The sequence below is a fragment of the Kitasatospora sp. NPDC127111 genome (assembly GCF_042677465.1).
Lineage (GTDB): Bacteria > Actinomycetota > Actinomycetes > Streptomycetales > Streptomycetaceae > Kitasatospora.
On sequence record NZ_JBHXTG010000014.1, the window covers coordinates 121,322 to 137,193 of the forward strand.

A 15,872-nucleotide genomic window follows, 5' to 3' on the forward strand; every position below is an offset into this window, starting at 1 on the left:
CACTGCCATGCCCAGAAGGGGGACACTGTGACGTCCATAACCGCCCTCGACCGCAGCCCCGTCGACACCGACCGCGTCGAGTACCTGTACCGCGAGCTCCTGATCGCCCTCGGCGAGAACCCCGACCGAGAAGGGCTCGCCGACACCCCGCGCCGCGCCGCCGCCTGGTGGGCCGAGTTCCTGAACCGCGACCCGGGCAGCCTCGGCACCGCCTTCACCCACGACAGCACCAACGACGGCTTCGTGATGCTCCGCGGTATCGACGTCTGGAGCCTGTGCGAACACCACCTGCTGCCCTTCCGCCTCACCGTCTCCATCGCCTACATCCCCGGCCCCCAGATCCTCGGCCTGTCCAAGCTCGTCCGCCAACTCGAACTCCACGCGCACACCCTGCAAGTCCAAGAGCGCATAACCACCGACGTGGCCCACGATCTGGCGAAGGCCGCCGGCACCGACGACATCGCCGTCTTCGCCGAGGGCGAGCACCTGTGCATGAGCATGCGGGGCGTCAAGGCCCCGGCGGTGCGCACCCTCACCAGCTGTCGCCTCGGCCGAACCGCCAGCGACCCCGAACTCGCCGCCCGCATCGAGCGACTGGCGCTGGCCCCGGCCCACTAGGGCGCGTATCTGGTTGTGATCAAAAGGTGGGCCGCGTCAGGTCCTTGATCCAGATCATGGAGGCGCGGAGGTGGAGGCCGGCGAGGTAGCTGTCCGGGGTCTTGTCGTACCGGGTGGCGATGCCTCGCCAGGCCTTCAGCTTGTTGATCAGGCGCTCGACGGTGTTCCGCTCCTTGTAGAGGTCGGCGTCGTGGCCGACGGGCCGGCCACCCGCACTGCCCTTCTTCTTTCGGTTGGCGGCCTGGTCCTTCTTTTCCGGGATGACGGCCTTGATGCGGCGTTTTCGCAAGTAGGCGCGGTTTCCGCGGGACGAATACGCTTTGTCGCCGGCGACCGCGTCGGGCCGGGTGCGGGGACGGCCCACGGGCCCGCGGACCCGTATCTTCTTGAGCACGGGGATGAACTGCGGGCTGTCGGCGGCCTGTCCAGCGGTCAGGACCAGCGCCAGCGGGCGGCACTTGCGGTCGGCGGCGAGGTGGACCTTGCTGGTCTGCCCGCCCCTGGAGCGTCCGAGAAGGGCAGCCTTCAGCCGGAGCCTTCGCCGACGGCGGATGCGCCGCCGCTCGTCGCGCTCGGGATCGGCTTCGGAGTCCTGCCCGCTTTGTGCTTCGAGGCCGCCCCCTTTGACCTGGCCTTCTCCTCCTCGGCGGCCGCCTTCTCCAGGGCGGTGAGCACGTCCCCGCTCAGGTGCATCCCGGCGGCGTCGTGGTGGGCCCGCGCGGTGGTGGAGTCGATGCTGACCAGCGACAGATCCACCTCGCCCCGCTTCGCGGCTTCCGCGATCAGGCCCTCCAGCAGAGCCTCGAAGACGCCGGCGTCCCGCCATTGCCGGAAGCGGTTGGAGACGGTCGACCAGGCGCCGAACTCCTGCGGCATCTCCCGCCACTGCCCACCGGTCTTGAACCGCCAGATCACGCCCTCGAACTGCTGCCGAAGGCGCTCTGGGTACGGGCCGTACTCGCCGATCGGCAGGTACGGCCCGATGAACTCCCACTCAGCGTCTGTCAGTTGCACTCGCGTCACACGACACGATCTATCGGATCAGGCCTCTCCGTGGGGGCGAATCCCGAAGATTGATCACAATCCGATACGCGCCCTAGATGCCCTGTCCCTGTCGCTGGCTTGAACACCCTGGCCCCCAGCAGACCCGCGTCGTGTCAGGCCCGGCCGAGCCGACTCGCTGGCCGGTTCGTGCCGGCCCCGAGAGCGACATGACCCACGAGGGCCTACCGTCCTGTGGGCTCCATCCACGGCAGCTTGGTCAACTGCGGCCACTCCTGCAACCACCGCTCGGCCTTCGCCTCGTACACCGCCTGCGGAGCGACGGTCAGCGGGTTCGGTCGCAGCACGAGGTTGAACAGGTCCACGAAGCCATGGGTGGAGTGCACGGCCAGCTTCCCGCGGCTGTCCAGGGACAGGCCCACGCAGCAGCTGGTCGCCGCGAAGGAGCTGATCGCGTCGGCCAGGTCACGGTACGGGGCGATCTCCTTGCCCCACTTCTCCGGGTACCACAGGTGCACCCGGGCCTGGTTGCGCGGTTCCAACTCGACGCCGAGATCCGTGACCGCCGCCAGGCACTTCTTGATCACCGTGTCCTCCGCCTCCCACGAGATGTCCTCGTCGAAGAAGAACAGGTCATGGTCCCGAATCCCCGCACTCAGGTCCGCCCGGCCGACAGCAGCGTTCCACACCGTCTGAAACAGCGATCCGGCCGTCAGGTACCACGGTGGCAGGTCGAGGCCGGCAAGGCGTTCCAGCACAGCCCGCGTGGAAGGGTTGCGCAGCGCCGTCGCTGCGAACGCCGCTGCGTGTTCCTCGGACGCGCCCGTGGCGGCCAGGGCCTGCAGCGAGCCAGCGGTCAGGTGGTCGAAGTCTCGGTGATCGCAGACGTCCGCGTAGTCCAGGAGCAGCACCCGGCTGACCCTGCCACAACGACCCGGTGGATTGCACGACGAACCACACCTTCCGGCACAGGAATTGACAATCCGTCGTCTCGGCCTGCGTCGATCCGCATGCGGAGCCGTGGGCTCACCCGCAAGGGCGGTGAAATCCGGTGGCGACTGCCCACTCCCGCGCGCCTCCACCGCGAGCCCGCGCCGCGCCGTGCCCGGGTGCCTCGGCCGCGCCCCGGCCCGCATGACCTCTTCCACCCCTGAACACTGATTGAAGGACCGAACACACATGAACGCCCTCACCGTGCCGGTGCTCGGCGACCAGGCGGCCGACACCGTGACTCGCACCCGGAGAGCGGTCCTGCTCCTCGCCGACCATCCCGGCCCCGCGACGATCACCGCGGCCATCGGCGGCACCCCGCGGTGCTACACCGGCACGATCGCCACCTACGAGGACGGCCTGCGCGCAGAGGTCGGTGCTCCCGACCCGGGCCCCGAGGAGCCGGTGCGGCGGGCACTGCCCGGCGGCGGTCGCGTCACGGCGACGTGGCTGGCCACACCCGGCCAGTTCACGGACGGCTACGAAGTCCGCCACGACGGGCTGATGGCCCGTGCCGGCGTCCGGCGAGGCTGGACGCTCCTCACGGTCACCCTCGACACCTACGGTCGCGGCCAGCTCCCGGCGCTGCGCCTGGTCGGCGCTGCCTCCCTGGCCACCGGGCGGGCCGGACGGGCGGCGGACCGCCGGGCCGCCGCCGACCCGGCGATGCCCGCCGGGCGGGTGACCACGTGATCGCACTCCCCGAAAGCCCGCGCGACAGCCCGTCCCTGATCTTGCGGGGAATCGAGGCCCTGGCCCGCGGCGACCGCCCCGAGCTGCCCGCTACGGACGACGGCAACAGGTGGGAGGACGGCCTGTGCTGGCTGTACTGCGCCGAATGGACGCGCGTGATGTGGATCGGCCCTGTCACCGTCGCCGGCGCGACCGCGCCCATGGCCGCCTGCGAGTCCTGCATCCGCAGGCTCAGCGAGTTCGTGTGGGGGTACCTGTACCAGACCGACGTGGGAGCCGACCGGACGCAGCCCCCCGCCCAGGCGGAAAGCGGAGTAATGGCCTCGGAGACCGGGCCGAGCGCGCCGCGTAGCCGTGCCCGCCACCGGCGCCCGGTGATCGGCTCCTGGCGGAGCCGGGCGCCGCACCGGGACGGGGGGTGACCGCAGCGGTGAACTTCTACCCCGGCTCCTTCCTCCGCGCCCGGCCCGACCAGTCCTGGCCGGGCCGCGCTCCGGTGTTACCTACCCAACGCCCCTGGCGGTTCCGCCAGCATCAGCTGACCCCGCCGCCGCGCGTAGTGCCGTTTCACCTTGCTCAGGCCGGCCTCGGGGCCGGAGGAAGGGACGTCGGTTGAATTCCGTGGGCCCGTCCGGGCCGACATCCGCACCACGCCAGATTCCTGCTCCCACACCCGAAGGACCCCCGTTGCCCCGCACCCTGCCGACCGGACCGCTCGCTGCCGGTGTCGGGCGCCTTCCGCTCGTACCCCGCCCTGCCCTCGGCGCAGCCCCGCTGACGCAGCGCGTCGACGACCTGACCGAGCTCGCCCGGGAGGCCACCGAGACCCGTGGCCCCGACATCGCCACTGCTGTATACCGCCGCGCTGCCGTGCTCGCCTTCGACCGGGGCAGTCTCAGCTCTGCGTACGGGCTGTGCAACCTGCACACTCATCTCTACCTCGCCCACCGGCCGCTGACCGCCGAGCACGCCCGCCAGGCCCTGGAGCTCCAGGTCACCGCCGCCGACCTCCTTATCCGCGAAGGCCGGGGACAGGCCGCTCTGAACCTGTTCGAAGAGGTTGCGCGTGCAATCGGCGAGGACCACGACGCGGACCTTCCCGCGATGCGCCTCCCGCTCGCCGACCTGACCAGCAGCGTGCTCGCCCGAGGCGACGTGTATGAGTGGTGGCGCGCACCTCTTCCACGGTGCCCGCGCCCTGGCCCGCGAAGGGCGCTGGGCGGAAGCCCACCTGCACACCAAGGCCGACCCCGACCCAGTACCGGGTCTGTCCGAAGCCCGGCAGATCGCCGTCGTCGCCATGGCCCTGGAAGGCCGTGCCGAGCTGGCCGGGATGCTGCTCGACCGGACCTCGCTGGAAGCACCGTGGGAGCGCGTAGTCGCTGAACTCCTCGCCGCTGCCTGCGCGCTGATCGGCGGAAATGCGAGTGGCGACCAACTCGTCGCGATGCTCGACGCCCACGACGCTCTGCCCACCAACATTCCGGTGTTCGACACGGAGGTGACGCTCGCCGTCGCGGAGCTGTGCGCCGCCGCAGGCAAACCCGAAATCGCCAGCCACCTCCACCAGCACGCCGTCGGCTGGGCGCTGGAGGCCGCCGAGGGCTACAGCGCCCGCAGCCTCCTCCGCCACGACCTCGCCGCCCACCTGCCGGAGCCGCAGCAGCGGGAGCTGGCCGCGATCACCGAACGCGCCGGGCTGGGGGCCGCCCCGGTGCCGGCCGAGCTCGACGACCGCATCACCGCCGCGCTCGCTATGGCCAGCGAGGTGATCACCAACGCCGCCTCCGCCGGCACGCCCGACCCGCAGCAGAGGCAGTGATCGCGTCAGCTTCCCGGCCCCCGGCACGGGCACCCCCGCAGCCGGTACGGCGCATCCCCGGCGCGATGTCCACCCGCACCCGACACCACGAGGTATCCCGCATGACCACATCACCTGCGGCCACCGCAGCCGAGCCACTTGACCCCCCCACCGTCATCGAACACGTCGGCGGGAACATCCAGCACGGCTGGTACCTGGACGCGTTCCTGGCGTGGCTTGAGCGCCGCACCCAGGAGACCGGTATCAGCCCGAGCCTGCTGACCCTCCAGGAACTTCAGGAAGGCCAGCCCGAGTTGGTCGCTGGCCAGCTGGGCCTGACGTACGTGCCTGCGCCGCCCAACGTCCGTCCCGGATCGAGGAACGCCCTGTTCTTCGACCCCGAGGTGCTCCGTCCCGACCCGGAGTGGACGCCCTACCCGGAAGGCATCCGGCACCTCCCCGCCACCGCGCGGCTCTACCTGATCGACCCCGCCACCGGCGCCAGCAGCAGGCGCAAGGTGTCGGTGGCCAGCGTCCACGGCGACTTCGGCGACCCCCACCAACGGGAGCACCAGATCCGCTGGCTGCTGGCGAACATGGTCAAGGACCTGCGGCTGGGCCTGATCCAGGGCGACTGGAACTCCTGGCCGGCGGGTCGGGCCCCGCTCGCCCTGGACAACGTGCCGGACCGCGCCTACGCGCTGAACCGCTCGATCCTCAACGCCGACGGCACCATGCGGCCCGACGACGTGGCCGACCGGCTCCTCACCTACGCCCACATGACGGACGTCGGCCACTACGCGGCGACCGTGCTGGGACAGACGGGCGCGGACCGAGCCACCACCGAGCACGGGCCGAACAAGGACCGGCAGGAGGTCCCCGCGGCGGACCTGCCGCCCGGCGGAGTCGGTCCGATCGATCGGAGCTATGTCTCCGAGGAACTGCTGCCGGCGCTCCTCAGCGCCGAGACCCCCAACACGCCGGAGGTAGCGGTGATCTCCGACCACCTCCCGCAGATCACCCGCTGGTCCCGCGAGGGGCTGTGGGCCGTCATGAACCGCACCGTGGCCACCGTCCGCCACTGACCACCGGCGCGCATCGCCGGCCGGACCGCCGTCCCACAGGAGTTGCTTGATCGACATCTACCAACCCGCCGACGCGGACGCGTATTTACCCGGATCGGGTGAGCCCGCCTCAGACACGCCGAACACACCGACGGCGTACTGCCAGGATCAGGATCTCAACCAGCCAGCCCCTCTTCCCGCAGCCTGCCGACCGGCACCGCTGCCACCTGCACACGCCCGCCACCGGGCCCGCAGACCCGGCGCCACCGCGCCCTGCAACCCCGGTGGTCCGGCCTGCCCGCACGCACCTGCCGCCCAGCCGCCGAACCAGGGAGCAACGTGACCGAGACCAGCCAGACCCCGCCCAGGGCAGCCGACACGCGGCCCGGCACCGAACTCGAGGAGCAGCACGACGAGGAGTTGCGATACCGCTTCCCCGGCGACAAGCGTCGGGACGTCGGACAGTCCATCTCCACCGGCGCGATGATGCGCCGCCTGCCCCAGCTGATCCGCCGCGCCCTCGCCCTCGCCTGGCAGGCCGACCGCCGCTCCACCCTGTTGCTCCTGCTCGCCCAGGCCGCGAGCGGGGTCTTCGGCGCGCTTGCCCTCTACGCGACCACCGGCACCCTGACTGCTCTGCTCCGCCCCGGCCCGGTCTCTGCCCACCTTCGCGCCGCCGCCCCCTCGCTGGCGGTCCTTACCGCGTCCGCCGGGTTGCGCGCCGTCCTGGGCATCACCGTGATGACCCTGGCCGGCCGGGTCGCGCCTCGGATCAACCGTGAAGCCGACCTATCGCTGATCGAGGCCGGATGCTCGGCCGAACTCGCCGCCTACGACGAACCGTCCTACGGGGAACGGTGGGAGGCTGCCGACCGGGGCGCTGCCACCACCCCGGACCTGCTGACGTCCGCCCAGGACGTGATTGCTTCGACCGTCTCCCTCGTCGCGGCAGCCGGAGTGCTCGCCACGTTGAACCTGTGGCTGGTGCCTTTCCTGCTGCTCGGAGCGGTCCCCACCGGTATCGCCGCGGTCCGCACCGCCCGCATCCACTACCTCGCCGCCATCACCACCGGCGACGAACGGCAGGCATTGAGGATCTATCGCTGGTACCTGATCGACAAGGGCCGCGCCGATCAAGTCCGCTCCGACCAGGTCCTGCCGTTCATGATGGACAAGTACCGCAAGGCCGAGGCCCGGATCGTCGCCGTCACCGACCAGGCCGGGCGCGAGGCGGCGAGGGTGTCGCTGCTGGCCGCGCTGGCCACCGGCGCCGGGTCGGCGTTGATGTGGGGAGCACTCCTGTACCTGGTCTCCACCGGCCGGATCGGACTCGCTGCCGCCGGCTCTGCGACGTTCTCGCTGCGAACCGCAGTGGGCGGCGTGCAGGGCATGGTCGGTAACGGCGCCCGCCTGTACCGCATGGGCCTGTACCTCGACGACTTCTTCTCGTTCCTGGACGAGGCCGGCGGGCATCGCATCGCCCGGGGCGATGTTGTTCCCGAGCCGCCGAAGCGGATCGAGGTCACGGGCCTGACCTACTCCTACCCCGGCGAGCAGCAGGCCCCGGCGCTGCGCGGCGTAGACCTGACCCTCCACCAGGGTGAGGTCGTTGCGGTGATCGGGCAGAACGGCTCCGGCAAGTCGACCCTGCTGAAGCTCCTGTCAGGCCTCTACCTGCCGCAGCCGGGCGGTGGCCAGATCACCTGGGATGGTGTGCCGATCGGCGACCTGGAGGCTGACGCGATGTGGGCCCAGGTCGCCCGTGTGCCGCAGGAGTTCGCCCGCTGGCCTCTCCAGGCGGCCGAGAACGTTCATCTCGGCCATCACGACGGCGAGCCCGACCAGGCGGTTCGAGACGCGGCGGCGCTGACCGGCTTCGATGAGTCCGTGGCCCGGCTGCGCTCGGGCTGGCGGACCCTGCTGGCGCAGGGCTGGCAGGGCGGGGCTGAGCTGTCCGGCGGCGGCTGGCAGCGCGCGGCGGTCGCTCGCGCCTTCTACCGCACCTACCGCCAGCCCGGCCTGCTGATCCTCGACGAGCCGACCTCCGATCTCGACCCCCGCGCCGAGCACAAGATCCTGCATGCGCTGCGCGACCTCGCCGAGGGCCGGATCACCCTGCTGGTCACCCACAACCTCGGAAACGCGAAGCTCGCCGACCGGATCATCGTCGTAGACCAGGGCCTGATCGTCCAGGTGGGCACCTGGGACCAGCTCGCCGAGCAGCCCGACGGCCTCTTCCAGGAACTGCTCGACCTCCAGCAGGACCGGACTGTCCCGGCCCAGCGAACCTCTGAACGGGCGTGAACGAGCGCCGAGGACGCGGCTTCTCTTTCCGCATGCTCTTCATGATGGACGTGATCCTTCCGGGGTCGAAACCCCTGATCAGCGATGTCCGTCAACGCGAATCAAGCCGAGGAGGAACATGACCTTGGGTGTGATCAAGGTCGCTCGGGTGTTGGCTTCACTCGCGGAGCCTTCGTGGCTATGGTCCGTCGTCCCCGGGCTGGGACTGGCCCAGCTCGGGCAATGAGGAGGACCTCCCTGCGTATCCATCGCAGTCCGCATCCGTCGAACTTCGTGATCATCCCGAACACCCTGGCGCAGAACCGCGCGATGTCGTACACCGCCAGGGGGTTGCTGGTTGACTTGCTCTCGCGGCCGGATGAGTGGCGGGAGACCTGTCGGCAGATGGCGGACTCCAGTCCGCAGGGCCGGAAGGCGTTGGAGAGCGCCCTCGGTGAGCTGCGCGCCTTCGGGTACTACCGGGTCGAGGTGGTACAGCTGCCCAACGGCCGACTCCGCTCCGAGGCGCATGTCTTCGACACGCCGCAGCTGCAGGTGCTGCCGGGTGCCACCATTCCGGCGTCCGGTGGATCGGAGTCTGGAGAACGTGACGCCCTTCTTGGAAAGAACCTGGTCAAAGAACCCTCCCTTCCGTCGGAGGTCGTCCCGGTGACCGTGGCCGAGCAGGACCTCGAGCAGGGAGGGCGGGAAGGCGAGCCCGACTCTTCGACGAGAATCAGCGGCGGAGAGCTGGATGAGCAGACCCGGGCAGCGGCCGCGGTTCTGCTCCGTGTGGTCAGGTCGGAGCGGCGGCTGCCTCTTGGCGAGGCCGAGGCTGCGGGGTTGGCGCCGCTGGTGCGGTCGTGGCTGGAGCGGGGTGGCTCGGAGGAGGGCCTTCGGGAGGCGATGCTGGCCGGGTTGCCGGACGTGGTGTACTCGCCGGCGAAGGTCCTCCAGAACCGCCTGGAGCGCAAGATGCCGCCCGCCGAGCGCTCTGCCGCGCGGACGCGGCAGCGCCGCATGGCTGAGTGCGCCGAATGCCGTGACCCGCTGCCGGAGCCGGGTGCATGTGCGGCGTGTGCCGGGGCTGGTCGCGACACGGCCAGAGACGACGGTCGGGAGCGAGTGACGGCCAGGGGTATGGCCAAGGTCCGTGCCGCCTTGTCCGGGCAGGCTACGGCGGCGTAGGCCCCGCAGGCGGGGCAGGGCGAGTAGCCCGACCAACTCCCCGCTGTCTGGGCGCGTATGCGGCCCGCCGTGGCGGCCTGTGTGGCTCGCGTGAGGCATCGGTGCGGCACGGCACGAGACCGGTGCTTCAAGTTGCTTGACTCGGTGCCGACTTGGGACTCGCGGTGCTGGGACGGAAGACCCGTCCCAGCACCGCGAGCGCCTACAGCCGCACCGGTAGGGAGACGAGGCCGCGAACCAGCCGGGAGTGCCGCCAGACGAGCTGGTCGGCCGAGGCTGCCAGCTGCATGCCCGGGAAATGCTCCAGGAGGACGCCCAGCACGATCTCGATCTCCGCGTGGGCCAGCGGGGCGCCGAGGCAGCGGTGGATCCCGTGGCCGAATGCGAGATGGCTGGCGGCGTTCGCGCGGCCTAGGTCGAGCCGGTCGGGGTCGGGAAACCGTGCGGGGTCGCGGTTGGCCGCGCCTGGGCAGACGAAGACCGGGCTACCGGCGGGCACTGTGGCGCCGCTGAGATCCACCTCGTCGGGTGCCCACCGCCACGTGGCGATGCTGACGGGGGAGTCGTAGCGGAGCAGCTCGTCGACGGCGCTCGGGATGCAGTGCGGACTGGTGCGCAGGTGCTCTAGTTCCGTGGGGTGCTGGAGCAACGCCAGCACGGCGTTGCCGATGCCTGCGGTGGTGGTCTCGTGACCGGCGACCAGCAGCAGCACGGAGAGGGAGAGCAGCTCGTGTTCACTGAGGCGGCCGGCGTCGCTGTCGCGGACCGCGATCAGGTCCGAGAGCAGCGAACGGTCCGGACTGGAGCGCTTGGTGGCGATCAGCTCCGCCATGTAGCCGGCCAGCGCGTGGGAGGCCGCGTCGATCCGCTCGTGGTCGCCAGTTGCGAACAGGTCAGTCGACCAGGAGCGGATCGACGACCGATCGACCGGGGGTACGCCCAGGAGCTGGCAGATGACGGTGACCGGCAGGGGGCCGGCCAGGTCCTCGATGAGGTCGACCTCCGTGCCAGGCTCCCACATCCCGACGAGCTGCTCGGCGAGCGAGCGGATGTAGGGGCGCAGGTCGTCGACCCGGGACGGTGTGAATGCCTTGGTCACCAGCCGCCGGAGCCGGGTGTGCTCGGGCGGATCGGTTGCGAGCATCGTGCGTGCCACGGCTGGATGCAGGGACCGGCCGGATGGCCTGTCGGCGAAGTACGCACCGGTGTCCTTCGACAGCGGGGCGGTGAATGCCTGCCGAGCCTCGTCATACCCGGTGACGACGGTCGCGGTGGTGGCACCGTCCAATGACACCTGCAGGACGGGCGAAGCCGCGCGCAGGCTCGCATATGTGGGATAGCGGTCGGCGTAGAACGCCGGGTCGGCGAAGGGGGAGGAGGCCATTGTCGATCCCTATGCCGCTTCAAGTGCCGTCTGCCGCTGGGCAGCCACGGCGGTGCGGACGATGTCGTTGGTCGCGTACTGCTGAGAGACCGAGCGTAGCCACAGCGCCTCGGCTCGGAGGTCTCCCGCGCGGGCGGACTCGCCGGTCGCCTGCGGCGCCGGGTCGTCATGGGGCCGAGCGCCGGCGCGGGCTGCCTCGATCGCTGCAGCGACGACAGCCGCCTCGACGATCGCGGTACCGGTCTCGGTGCCGCTCTGCCCGCGGCGTGCGACGGCCTCAGCGGCCAGCCGCTCGATCGCGCGGGACCGGTAGGCGTCCAGGTCGAGGATGCCATCGCAGATCTCGACGACCCTGCGGTGCAGGACAAGGTCGGATTCAGCGGAACCACCGATCGTCTTCAGAACCACGCTGGGGGAGACCTCGGTCAGATCGCGCCACAGCGGCAGCAGATCGTCGGCCGTCCTCCGTTCCCAGCGGCGCCGGAGGAGCTGCGCCACTGGCCACATGACCGCCGGAAGGGTAAGACCGACAGTGATGAGCAGGACGCTGACAGCGGGCGCGGTGACGCTGAAGGCGCAGGACACCGGAGTGAACAGGCTCGTGCAGCGGGGGCCGCCCGGAAGCGCGTTCCAGCCGAACAGGGCCGCAACGGTGTTGACGGTCTTGTAGGCGGCGTAGACGAGAGCGAAGAGGCAGCCCAGCGCCGTCATGCGCAGGCCGAGACGCTGGCTGGTTCGGGTCGCGGCCTTGGAGCGAGTCCACGTCTGGGTGAGGCAGTCGTAGACGGCGTATGCGAGGTAGGCGATGTACGCCGCGGAATAGACGTGCAGGGAAGTGGGCACGGAGTTGAGCCCACCTCGAATCTCGACGGAGCTCCACACCAGGGTGTGAGGGGTGAGCGCGAAGGCGATGGCCATGGTGACGACCGCCAGGGCGAGGAGCCGGAGCCGCTGGTGAACCCGGCGACGAGCATCGGCTGCATCGTGGTTGAGGTAGAGGAGGACTGCGGAGACGCTGGCCGCCGCGGACAGGGTCGCAGAGTTGCTCACCAAGCGGGAGAAGTCCAGTGCTACCGCATCCTCCACCGCCCGGATCGTCGGCTGGTAAGCACTGAAGGCGACGGCGAAGCAGCCGAGGAACGCGGACAGGCACAGGGTGCCGGCGGGGCGCTGGCCCGGACGGCGTCTGAACGCCCAGTAGAGCGAGGCTGCGAGCAGCAGCACAGGCATGCCGCCGAAGATGACGCTGATCATGGGTGTAATTCCTTGAAGTCAAGCAAAGAGAGCGTCCCAACGCTCGTTGGCGCCGCTGGGACTCGCAGCAGGGAGGACGGTCCCGCGGTACATGCGCTGGATGATGAGGGTGGCGGTCAGCTCGGCCTCTTCCTCCTCTGCCGTCTCGTAGGACGTGCGGGCGGAGATGCCGAGAACTGACCAGTCGATCATTTCTGCCAATTCCTCATCGGGCGGAATATCGGCAAGCCGAACCGACCCTTCGTGGCCGCAGAGGATGTGGCCGAGTTCATGGGCGATGATTTGGCTTCGGTGGAGTGGTGATGTATTTCTCTCAAAGGAGATGACCTCACGGTCCGAATAGCGTTCCCGGAGGCCGCAGAAGTTGCCCTTCATATCTCTCGGCTCGACGTAGATTGGTCGGCCGATCAACGTGGAGACCGCCTGGATCAGCTCTTCTTCGCTGAAGCGGTGAGGCAGAAGTGACAGCAGCTCACTGAGTCGGTCCTGGCAGGCTGCATACACAATCCCCCTCCTGAAATGATCAAGGAAGCAGTCCGTGATCATGGTTCCGGACTGGATCGCCGTTGTGACGAGAAGAATCGTATGCGCAACCGCGAAGATCGTTCGCTCTAATGATCTTCATGTCGCCCGCTGTGAGGGTGCAACCGCCGGGAATTTGTTTTCAGATCGCTACGGAACGTAGGCGATGTGCGTCATGCAACCTTCGGGAAGGCTGCTGATTTAGGGGAGTCGCAAAGTGACTGAGTGTTAGTTCATCACCGAAAGTGAGCCGCCATTCCCCCGGCAGGAGATTTCGTGATCTGCGTCTCAGTTGCGGAATCTGCGCCCGGTCGACCGAATTTTGGGATCTGGCACGGGTTGGCAGTCGGGCAGCAAAATGCGCACAGACTCGGTCCTGAGTCTATGCGCATAGATATGGTTCAAAAATAAAGTGCCCCGACGGCGGTAGGAGGTCAGCTCGACTCAGACTCCGCGTCCAGCCCCTGGGACTTGCGCGCCACGGTGATCATATCGGCGACGAGCTTGCGGTTGGCCGGGTTGAGATCCTTGCTGCGCAGCGCGATTGACTCGATGCCGGCGTCTCGCATCGCGTTGTGGAGGTCGCGGTCGGCCAGGATCTCGTCGAGCGGTTTCGAGCTCACCCAGATGTCCGGCGGTACGTCGAAGAACCTCGCGACATCGAGCAGCGTCTGGACCTTGGGGTTGTCGTTCGCGCCGGACTTCATCCCCTTGAGGGTGCTCTCGCTGTACCCCGTGCCGGCCGCGATCTCCGGGATCGAGTACGGCTTCCGGTCGGCCGGGTGGCGGTGCTCCAGCAGGTAGTTGAAGACGGCGGCGATCCGCGCCGCGCCGTCTCTCGCAGCCTCGGTCATCGGCGCTCCTCCGTGTCAGATCGTCCCACGTGGACACTTTAGTGCCCGGCGGTGCCGGATTGCACATCCCGATCGACGATTAACTGTCCCCATCGGGGGGATTTTGGTGTACGTTGATCGCACCTGGTGGACAGTTAACTGTCGATCGCCTGGTCAGGGGTCATGCATGTTGCCCCGTGCGGGCGGGAGGCTGAAGGGGAAGGGCAGCAGATTGCTGTCGCGAACCGAGTCCACGGGCCGTCCTCGGCGGGCGTCCGGGAGATTGCAGCTCCTGGATGCCACCCGCCGAGGGCGTGGATCACGTCCGAAGCAGCCCGGCCAGCCTGTTCCACCACGCGACCGATCTGCTCCACCTGCCCAGGAGTCTCCCATGCCTACCCTCACGGGTACAGCCGGGTCGTCACCCCGACCGGACAACACCGAGGGCGCCACCGCCCCGGCCGCCTTCGTCGAGATCCTCGCCAGCCTCCTCGCCCCGGACGCTGCCGTCGTGCGCCTGGACGGGGGGTCGGGCGGATTCCCTCGTACGGCCAGCGCGTTCGACGCCGAGGGCTGGTGCGTTCCCCAGCCCCTCGCCTACCGGCAGGCCGCAGCCCGCTGGATCATCCAGTGCTTCCCCGGCCTTGACCCGCAGCACGCCCACGAGCTGGACCTCGCCACCGGCCGGCTGACCGCCGTGGCCGCCGGCGAGCCCGCCTTCATGGCGGCCTGACCCCGGCACTTCCCGCAGGCCCGATCACTTCCGACTCCCCAGGGTCCACCGGCCCCGTGCCGTCGGGCGATCTCCCATGCCTCGATCCGCGCGGCGAGCCTCGCCCTGCCATGCCCCGGTGAGGTAGCCGCCCCCTTTGCCGGTGAACGCGCCCTGCGCGTGACGCCGCCACCCATCGCCGTCCGCATGCGCCCGCGACGCGCTCCGACCTTCGACAGCTCGGAGCGCCGGCCGCCGTGCCCAGCGAAACCAGGACTTCCATGCCCAGCTCCCCTCTGCTCGCCTGCGCCGCCCACGCGCAGAACGCGGAGACGGCGACGGGCGGCTCCGGCCTGCTCGTTCCCGACCCCGCCCAGTGGATATCGACCACCACCGGCCGCATCGCGCCGGACACCTACACCTGGCTGCAGGCCGTCCACTGGGCGTCCGACACCCAGGCCCACACCCCGGCCCGTGCCCACGGCCCGCGGTTCGGCCGCACCACGATCCGCATTGCCCAACTGCTCGCCCAGCTCACCCCTTGCCGACCCGGCGTCGGCTACCTCGTCCGGATGCTCAAGGTCTCCGAGCGCACGGTGCAGTACCACCTGTCCATCCTCCGAGAGTCAGGCCTGCTCAGTTACACCACCAAGGGCAGCCGCGTGCGCCAGGTGGGCGCCAGGGCCAGCGAGTTCGTCCGCACCATCCCCGCGAAGTTCGACGAGGCCGTCGGCCTGCGGACCGCCGAGTCCGACACCTTCATCCGCACGGTCGTCGGTGTCGCCTCCGACGAGGGCCGCCGCGCCCTCGCGCAGCTGGGCAAGAAGGCCAGCCGAACGGTCCGCCGAGCCAAGCGGCGCGGCACCAGGAAGGTCGGCAACCGCTCCTCGTCGACCTCCTCCCGTTGCACCCCAATGGGGGTCGGTGCTGTTACGTCTTCTCCTGCAGCACCTACCAACAATCCCTTTGAGAACGACTTCGGGAACGGGAAGGACCAGCAGGCTCGACGAGGACGGAAGGGCAACCGGCGCCTGAACGCGGTCGGCCGCCGCTACCAGCTCGGCCGCGAACTCGTCCAGCAGGTCACCTGGCTCAGCGGCAGCCCGATGCCGCGGGTCGCCTGGGGCGTGCGCCACCTGGCGGACGCCGGGTGGACCGCCCACCAGGTCATCGCCGTGCTCGCCCAGCGGACACCGGCCAACCGGATCCACCGGCCGGTCGGCTTCCTCACCGCCCGTCTGGCTGGGGCCGAGCTGCTGTACGACACCGAGGCCAAGCGCGAGGCGATCGTCGCCTGGTGGCGCGACTCCCCGCAGGCCACCCGGGAGCGCCACACCGAGTGGGCCGGCACCTGGCTGGCGCCGCGCAGCTCCGCGGTCCAGAACCTCGTCCGGAACGCCTGGGCGAGAGCACGGGAGACCTGCCGCCAGCCGCTAGTGCCGCATCAGGCAACGTTTGCCCTGGTGACGACTTCGCGTAGGTGCTCGTCGGCGGCGTGCTTGTTTCGCCAGATGATGTAGCGGCGGAT

The 15,872-nt window shown here is 69.7% G+C and carries 13 protein-coding genes and 2 pseudogenes; 8 read left to right on the forward strand and 7 right to left on the reverse strand.

The window, feature by feature from the left end; genetic code table 11:
* Window positions 1-27: 27 nt before the first annotated feature.
* The gene (gene folE, locus ACFVHB_RS12390) at window positions 28-618 is read left to right on the forward strand and encodes a GTP cyclohydrolase I (protein WP_380319308.1); all 591 of its coding nucleotides are present in this window, start codon (window positions 28-30) and stop codon (window positions 616-618) included.
* Between the two features lie 19 nt (window positions 619-637).
* Here the strand turns inward: folE and ACFVHB_RS12395 are convergent.
* Window positions 638-1,641: pseudogene (locus ACFVHB_RS12395) on the reverse strand (IS5 family transposase).
* Between the two features lie 203 nt (window positions 1,642-1,844).
* The gene (locus tag ACFVHB_RS12400) at window positions 1,845-2,531 is read right to left on the reverse strand and encodes a nucleotidyltransferase family protein (RefSeq protein WP_380319311.1); all 687 of its coding nucleotides are present in this window, start codon (window positions 2,529-2,531) and stop codon (window positions 1,845-1,847) included.
* A 268-nt stretch (window positions 2,532-2,799) separates the two neighbouring features.
* Between ACFVHB_RS12400 and ACFVHB_RS12405 the strand changes: the two genes are divergently transcribed.
* The 6 genes from ACFVHB_RS12405 to ACFVHB_RS12430 all read left to right on the forward strand — a co-directional run bounded on the left by ACFVHB_RS12405 (window position 2,800) and on the right by ACFVHB_RS12430 (window position 9,639).
* Entirely contained in the window at window positions 2,800-3,303 is a 504-nt protein-coding gene (locus ACFVHB_RS12405; protein WP_380319314.1) for a hypothetical protein, read from the forward strand.
* Window positions 3,300-3,725, forward strand: coding sequence for a hypothetical protein (locus ACFVHB_RS12410; RefSeq protein WP_380319317.1), 426 nt, complete (start codon window positions 3,300-3,302; stop codon window positions 3,723-3,725). Before ACFVHB_RS12405 ends, ACFVHB_RS12410 begins: the two co-directional genes overlap by 4 nt.
* 737 nt (window positions 3,726-4,462) lie before the next feature.
* Window positions 4,463-5,125, forward strand: a complete 663-nt coding sequence (locus ACFVHB_RS12415; RefSeq protein ID WP_380319319.1) for a hypothetical protein — start codon at window positions 4,463-4,465, stop codon at window positions 5,123-5,125.
* A 101-nt stretch (window positions 5,126-5,226) separates the two neighbouring features.
* Window positions 5,227-6,189: a hypothetical protein gene (locus tag ACFVHB_RS12420; protein WP_380319322.1), complete on the forward strand. Its 963-nt coding sequence runs from the start codon at window positions 5,227-5,229 to the stop codon at window positions 6,187-6,189.
* 318 nt (window positions 6,190-6,507) lie between these two features.
* Window positions 6,508-8,472 carry an ATP-binding cassette domain-containing protein gene (locus ACFVHB_RS12425; protein ID WP_380319325.1) on the forward strand — a complete coding sequence of 655 codons (1,965 nt, stop codon included), beginning with the start codon at window positions 6,508-6,510 and terminating at the stop codon, window positions 8,470-8,472.
* Window positions 8,473-8,694: 222 nt separating this feature from the next.
* Window positions 8,695-9,639 (forward strand): hypothetical protein, encoded by a 945-nt coding sequence (locus ACFVHB_RS12430; protein ID WP_380319328.1) that lies wholly within the window; start codon window positions 8,695-8,697, stop codon window positions 9,637-9,639.
* Between the two features lie 202 nt (window positions 9,640-9,841).
* On the opposite strand, the gene ACFVHB_RS12435 is transcribed toward ACFVHB_RS12430, so the two are convergent.
* From ACFVHB_RS12435 to ACFVHB_RS12450, 4 genes are all read right to left on the reverse strand, one after another.
* Complete coding sequence (locus ACFVHB_RS12435) at window positions 9,842-11,023, reverse strand: cytochrome P450 (RefSeq protein ID WP_380319331.1); 1,182 nt, start codon at window positions 11,021-11,023, stop codon at window positions 9,842-9,844.
* Between the two features lie 9 nt (window positions 11,024-11,032).
* On the reverse strand, window positions 11,033-12,277 hold the full coding sequence (locus ACFVHB_RS12440) for an MAB_1171c family putative transporter (protein ID WP_380319334.1): 1,245 nt from the start codon (window positions 12,275-12,277) through the stop codon (window positions 11,033-11,035).
* Between the two features lie 18 nt (window positions 12,278-12,295).
* Entirely contained in the window at window positions 12,296-12,823 is a 528-nt protein-coding gene (locus tag ACFVHB_RS12445; RefSeq protein ID WP_380319337.1) for an ImmA/IrrE family metallo-endopeptidase, read from the reverse strand.
* A gap of 410 nt (window positions 12,824-13,233) precedes the next feature.
* A complete protein-coding gene (locus tag ACFVHB_RS12450) occupies window positions 13,234-13,653 on the reverse strand; it encodes a hypothetical protein (RefSeq protein WP_380319339.1) in 420 nt (139 codons plus the stop codon).
* Between the two features lie 370 nt (window positions 13,654-14,023).
* On the opposite strand from ACFVHB_RS12450, the gene ACFVHB_RS12455 reads away from it, so the two are divergent.
* On the forward strand, window positions 14,024-14,365 hold the full coding sequence (locus ACFVHB_RS12455) for a hypothetical protein (RefSeq protein ID WP_380319342.1): 342 nt from the start codon (window positions 14,024-14,026) through the stop codon (window positions 14,363-14,365).
* Window positions 14,366-15,788: 1,423 nt separating this feature from the next.
* Here the strand turns inward: ACFVHB_RS12455 and ACFVHB_RS12460 are convergent.
* Window positions 15,789-15,872: pseudogene (locus tag ACFVHB_RS12460) on the reverse strand (transposase); the annotation flags it as partial.

Excerpts from the sequence above, each read along its gene's own strand:
- ACFVHB_RS12405 (WP_380319314.1), top strand. The coding sequence starts at position 2,800 with ATGAACGCCCTCACCGTGCCGGTGCTCGGCGACCAGGCGGCCGACACC.
- ACFVHB_RS12420 (WP_380319322.1), top strand. The coding sequence starts at position 5,227 with ATGACCACATCACCTGCGGCCACCGCAGCCGAGCCACTTGACCCCCCC.
- ACFVHB_RS12440 (WP_380319334.1), bottom strand. The coding sequence starts at position 12,277 with ATGATCAGCGTCATCTTCGGCGGCATGCCTGTGCTGCTGCTCGCAGCC.
- ACFVHB_RS12415 (WP_380319319.1), top strand. The coding sequence starts at position 4,463 with ATGAGTGGTGGCGCGCACCTCTTCCACGGTGCCCGCGCCCTGGCCCGC.
- ACFVHB_RS12430 (WP_380319328.1), top strand. The coding sequence starts at position 8,695 with ATGAGGAGGACCTCCCTGCGTATCCATCGCAGTCCGCATCCGTCGAAC.
- ACFVHB_RS12435 (WP_380319331.1), bottom strand. The coding sequence starts at position 11,023 with ATGGCCTCCTCCCCCTTCGCCGACCCGGCGTTCTACGCCGACCGCTAT.
- ACFVHB_RS12455 (WP_380319342.1), top strand. The coding sequence starts at position 14,024 with ATGCCTACCCTCACGGGTACAGCCGGGTCGTCACCCCGACCGGACAAC.
- ACFVHB_RS12450 (WP_380319339.1), bottom strand. The coding sequence starts at position 13,653 with ATGACCGAGGCTGCGAGAGACGGCGCGGCGCGGATCGCCGCCGTCTTC.
- ACFVHB_RS12445 (WP_380319337.1), bottom strand. The coding sequence starts at position 12,823 with ATGATCACGGACTGCTTCCTTGATCATTTCAGGAGGGGGATTGTGTAT.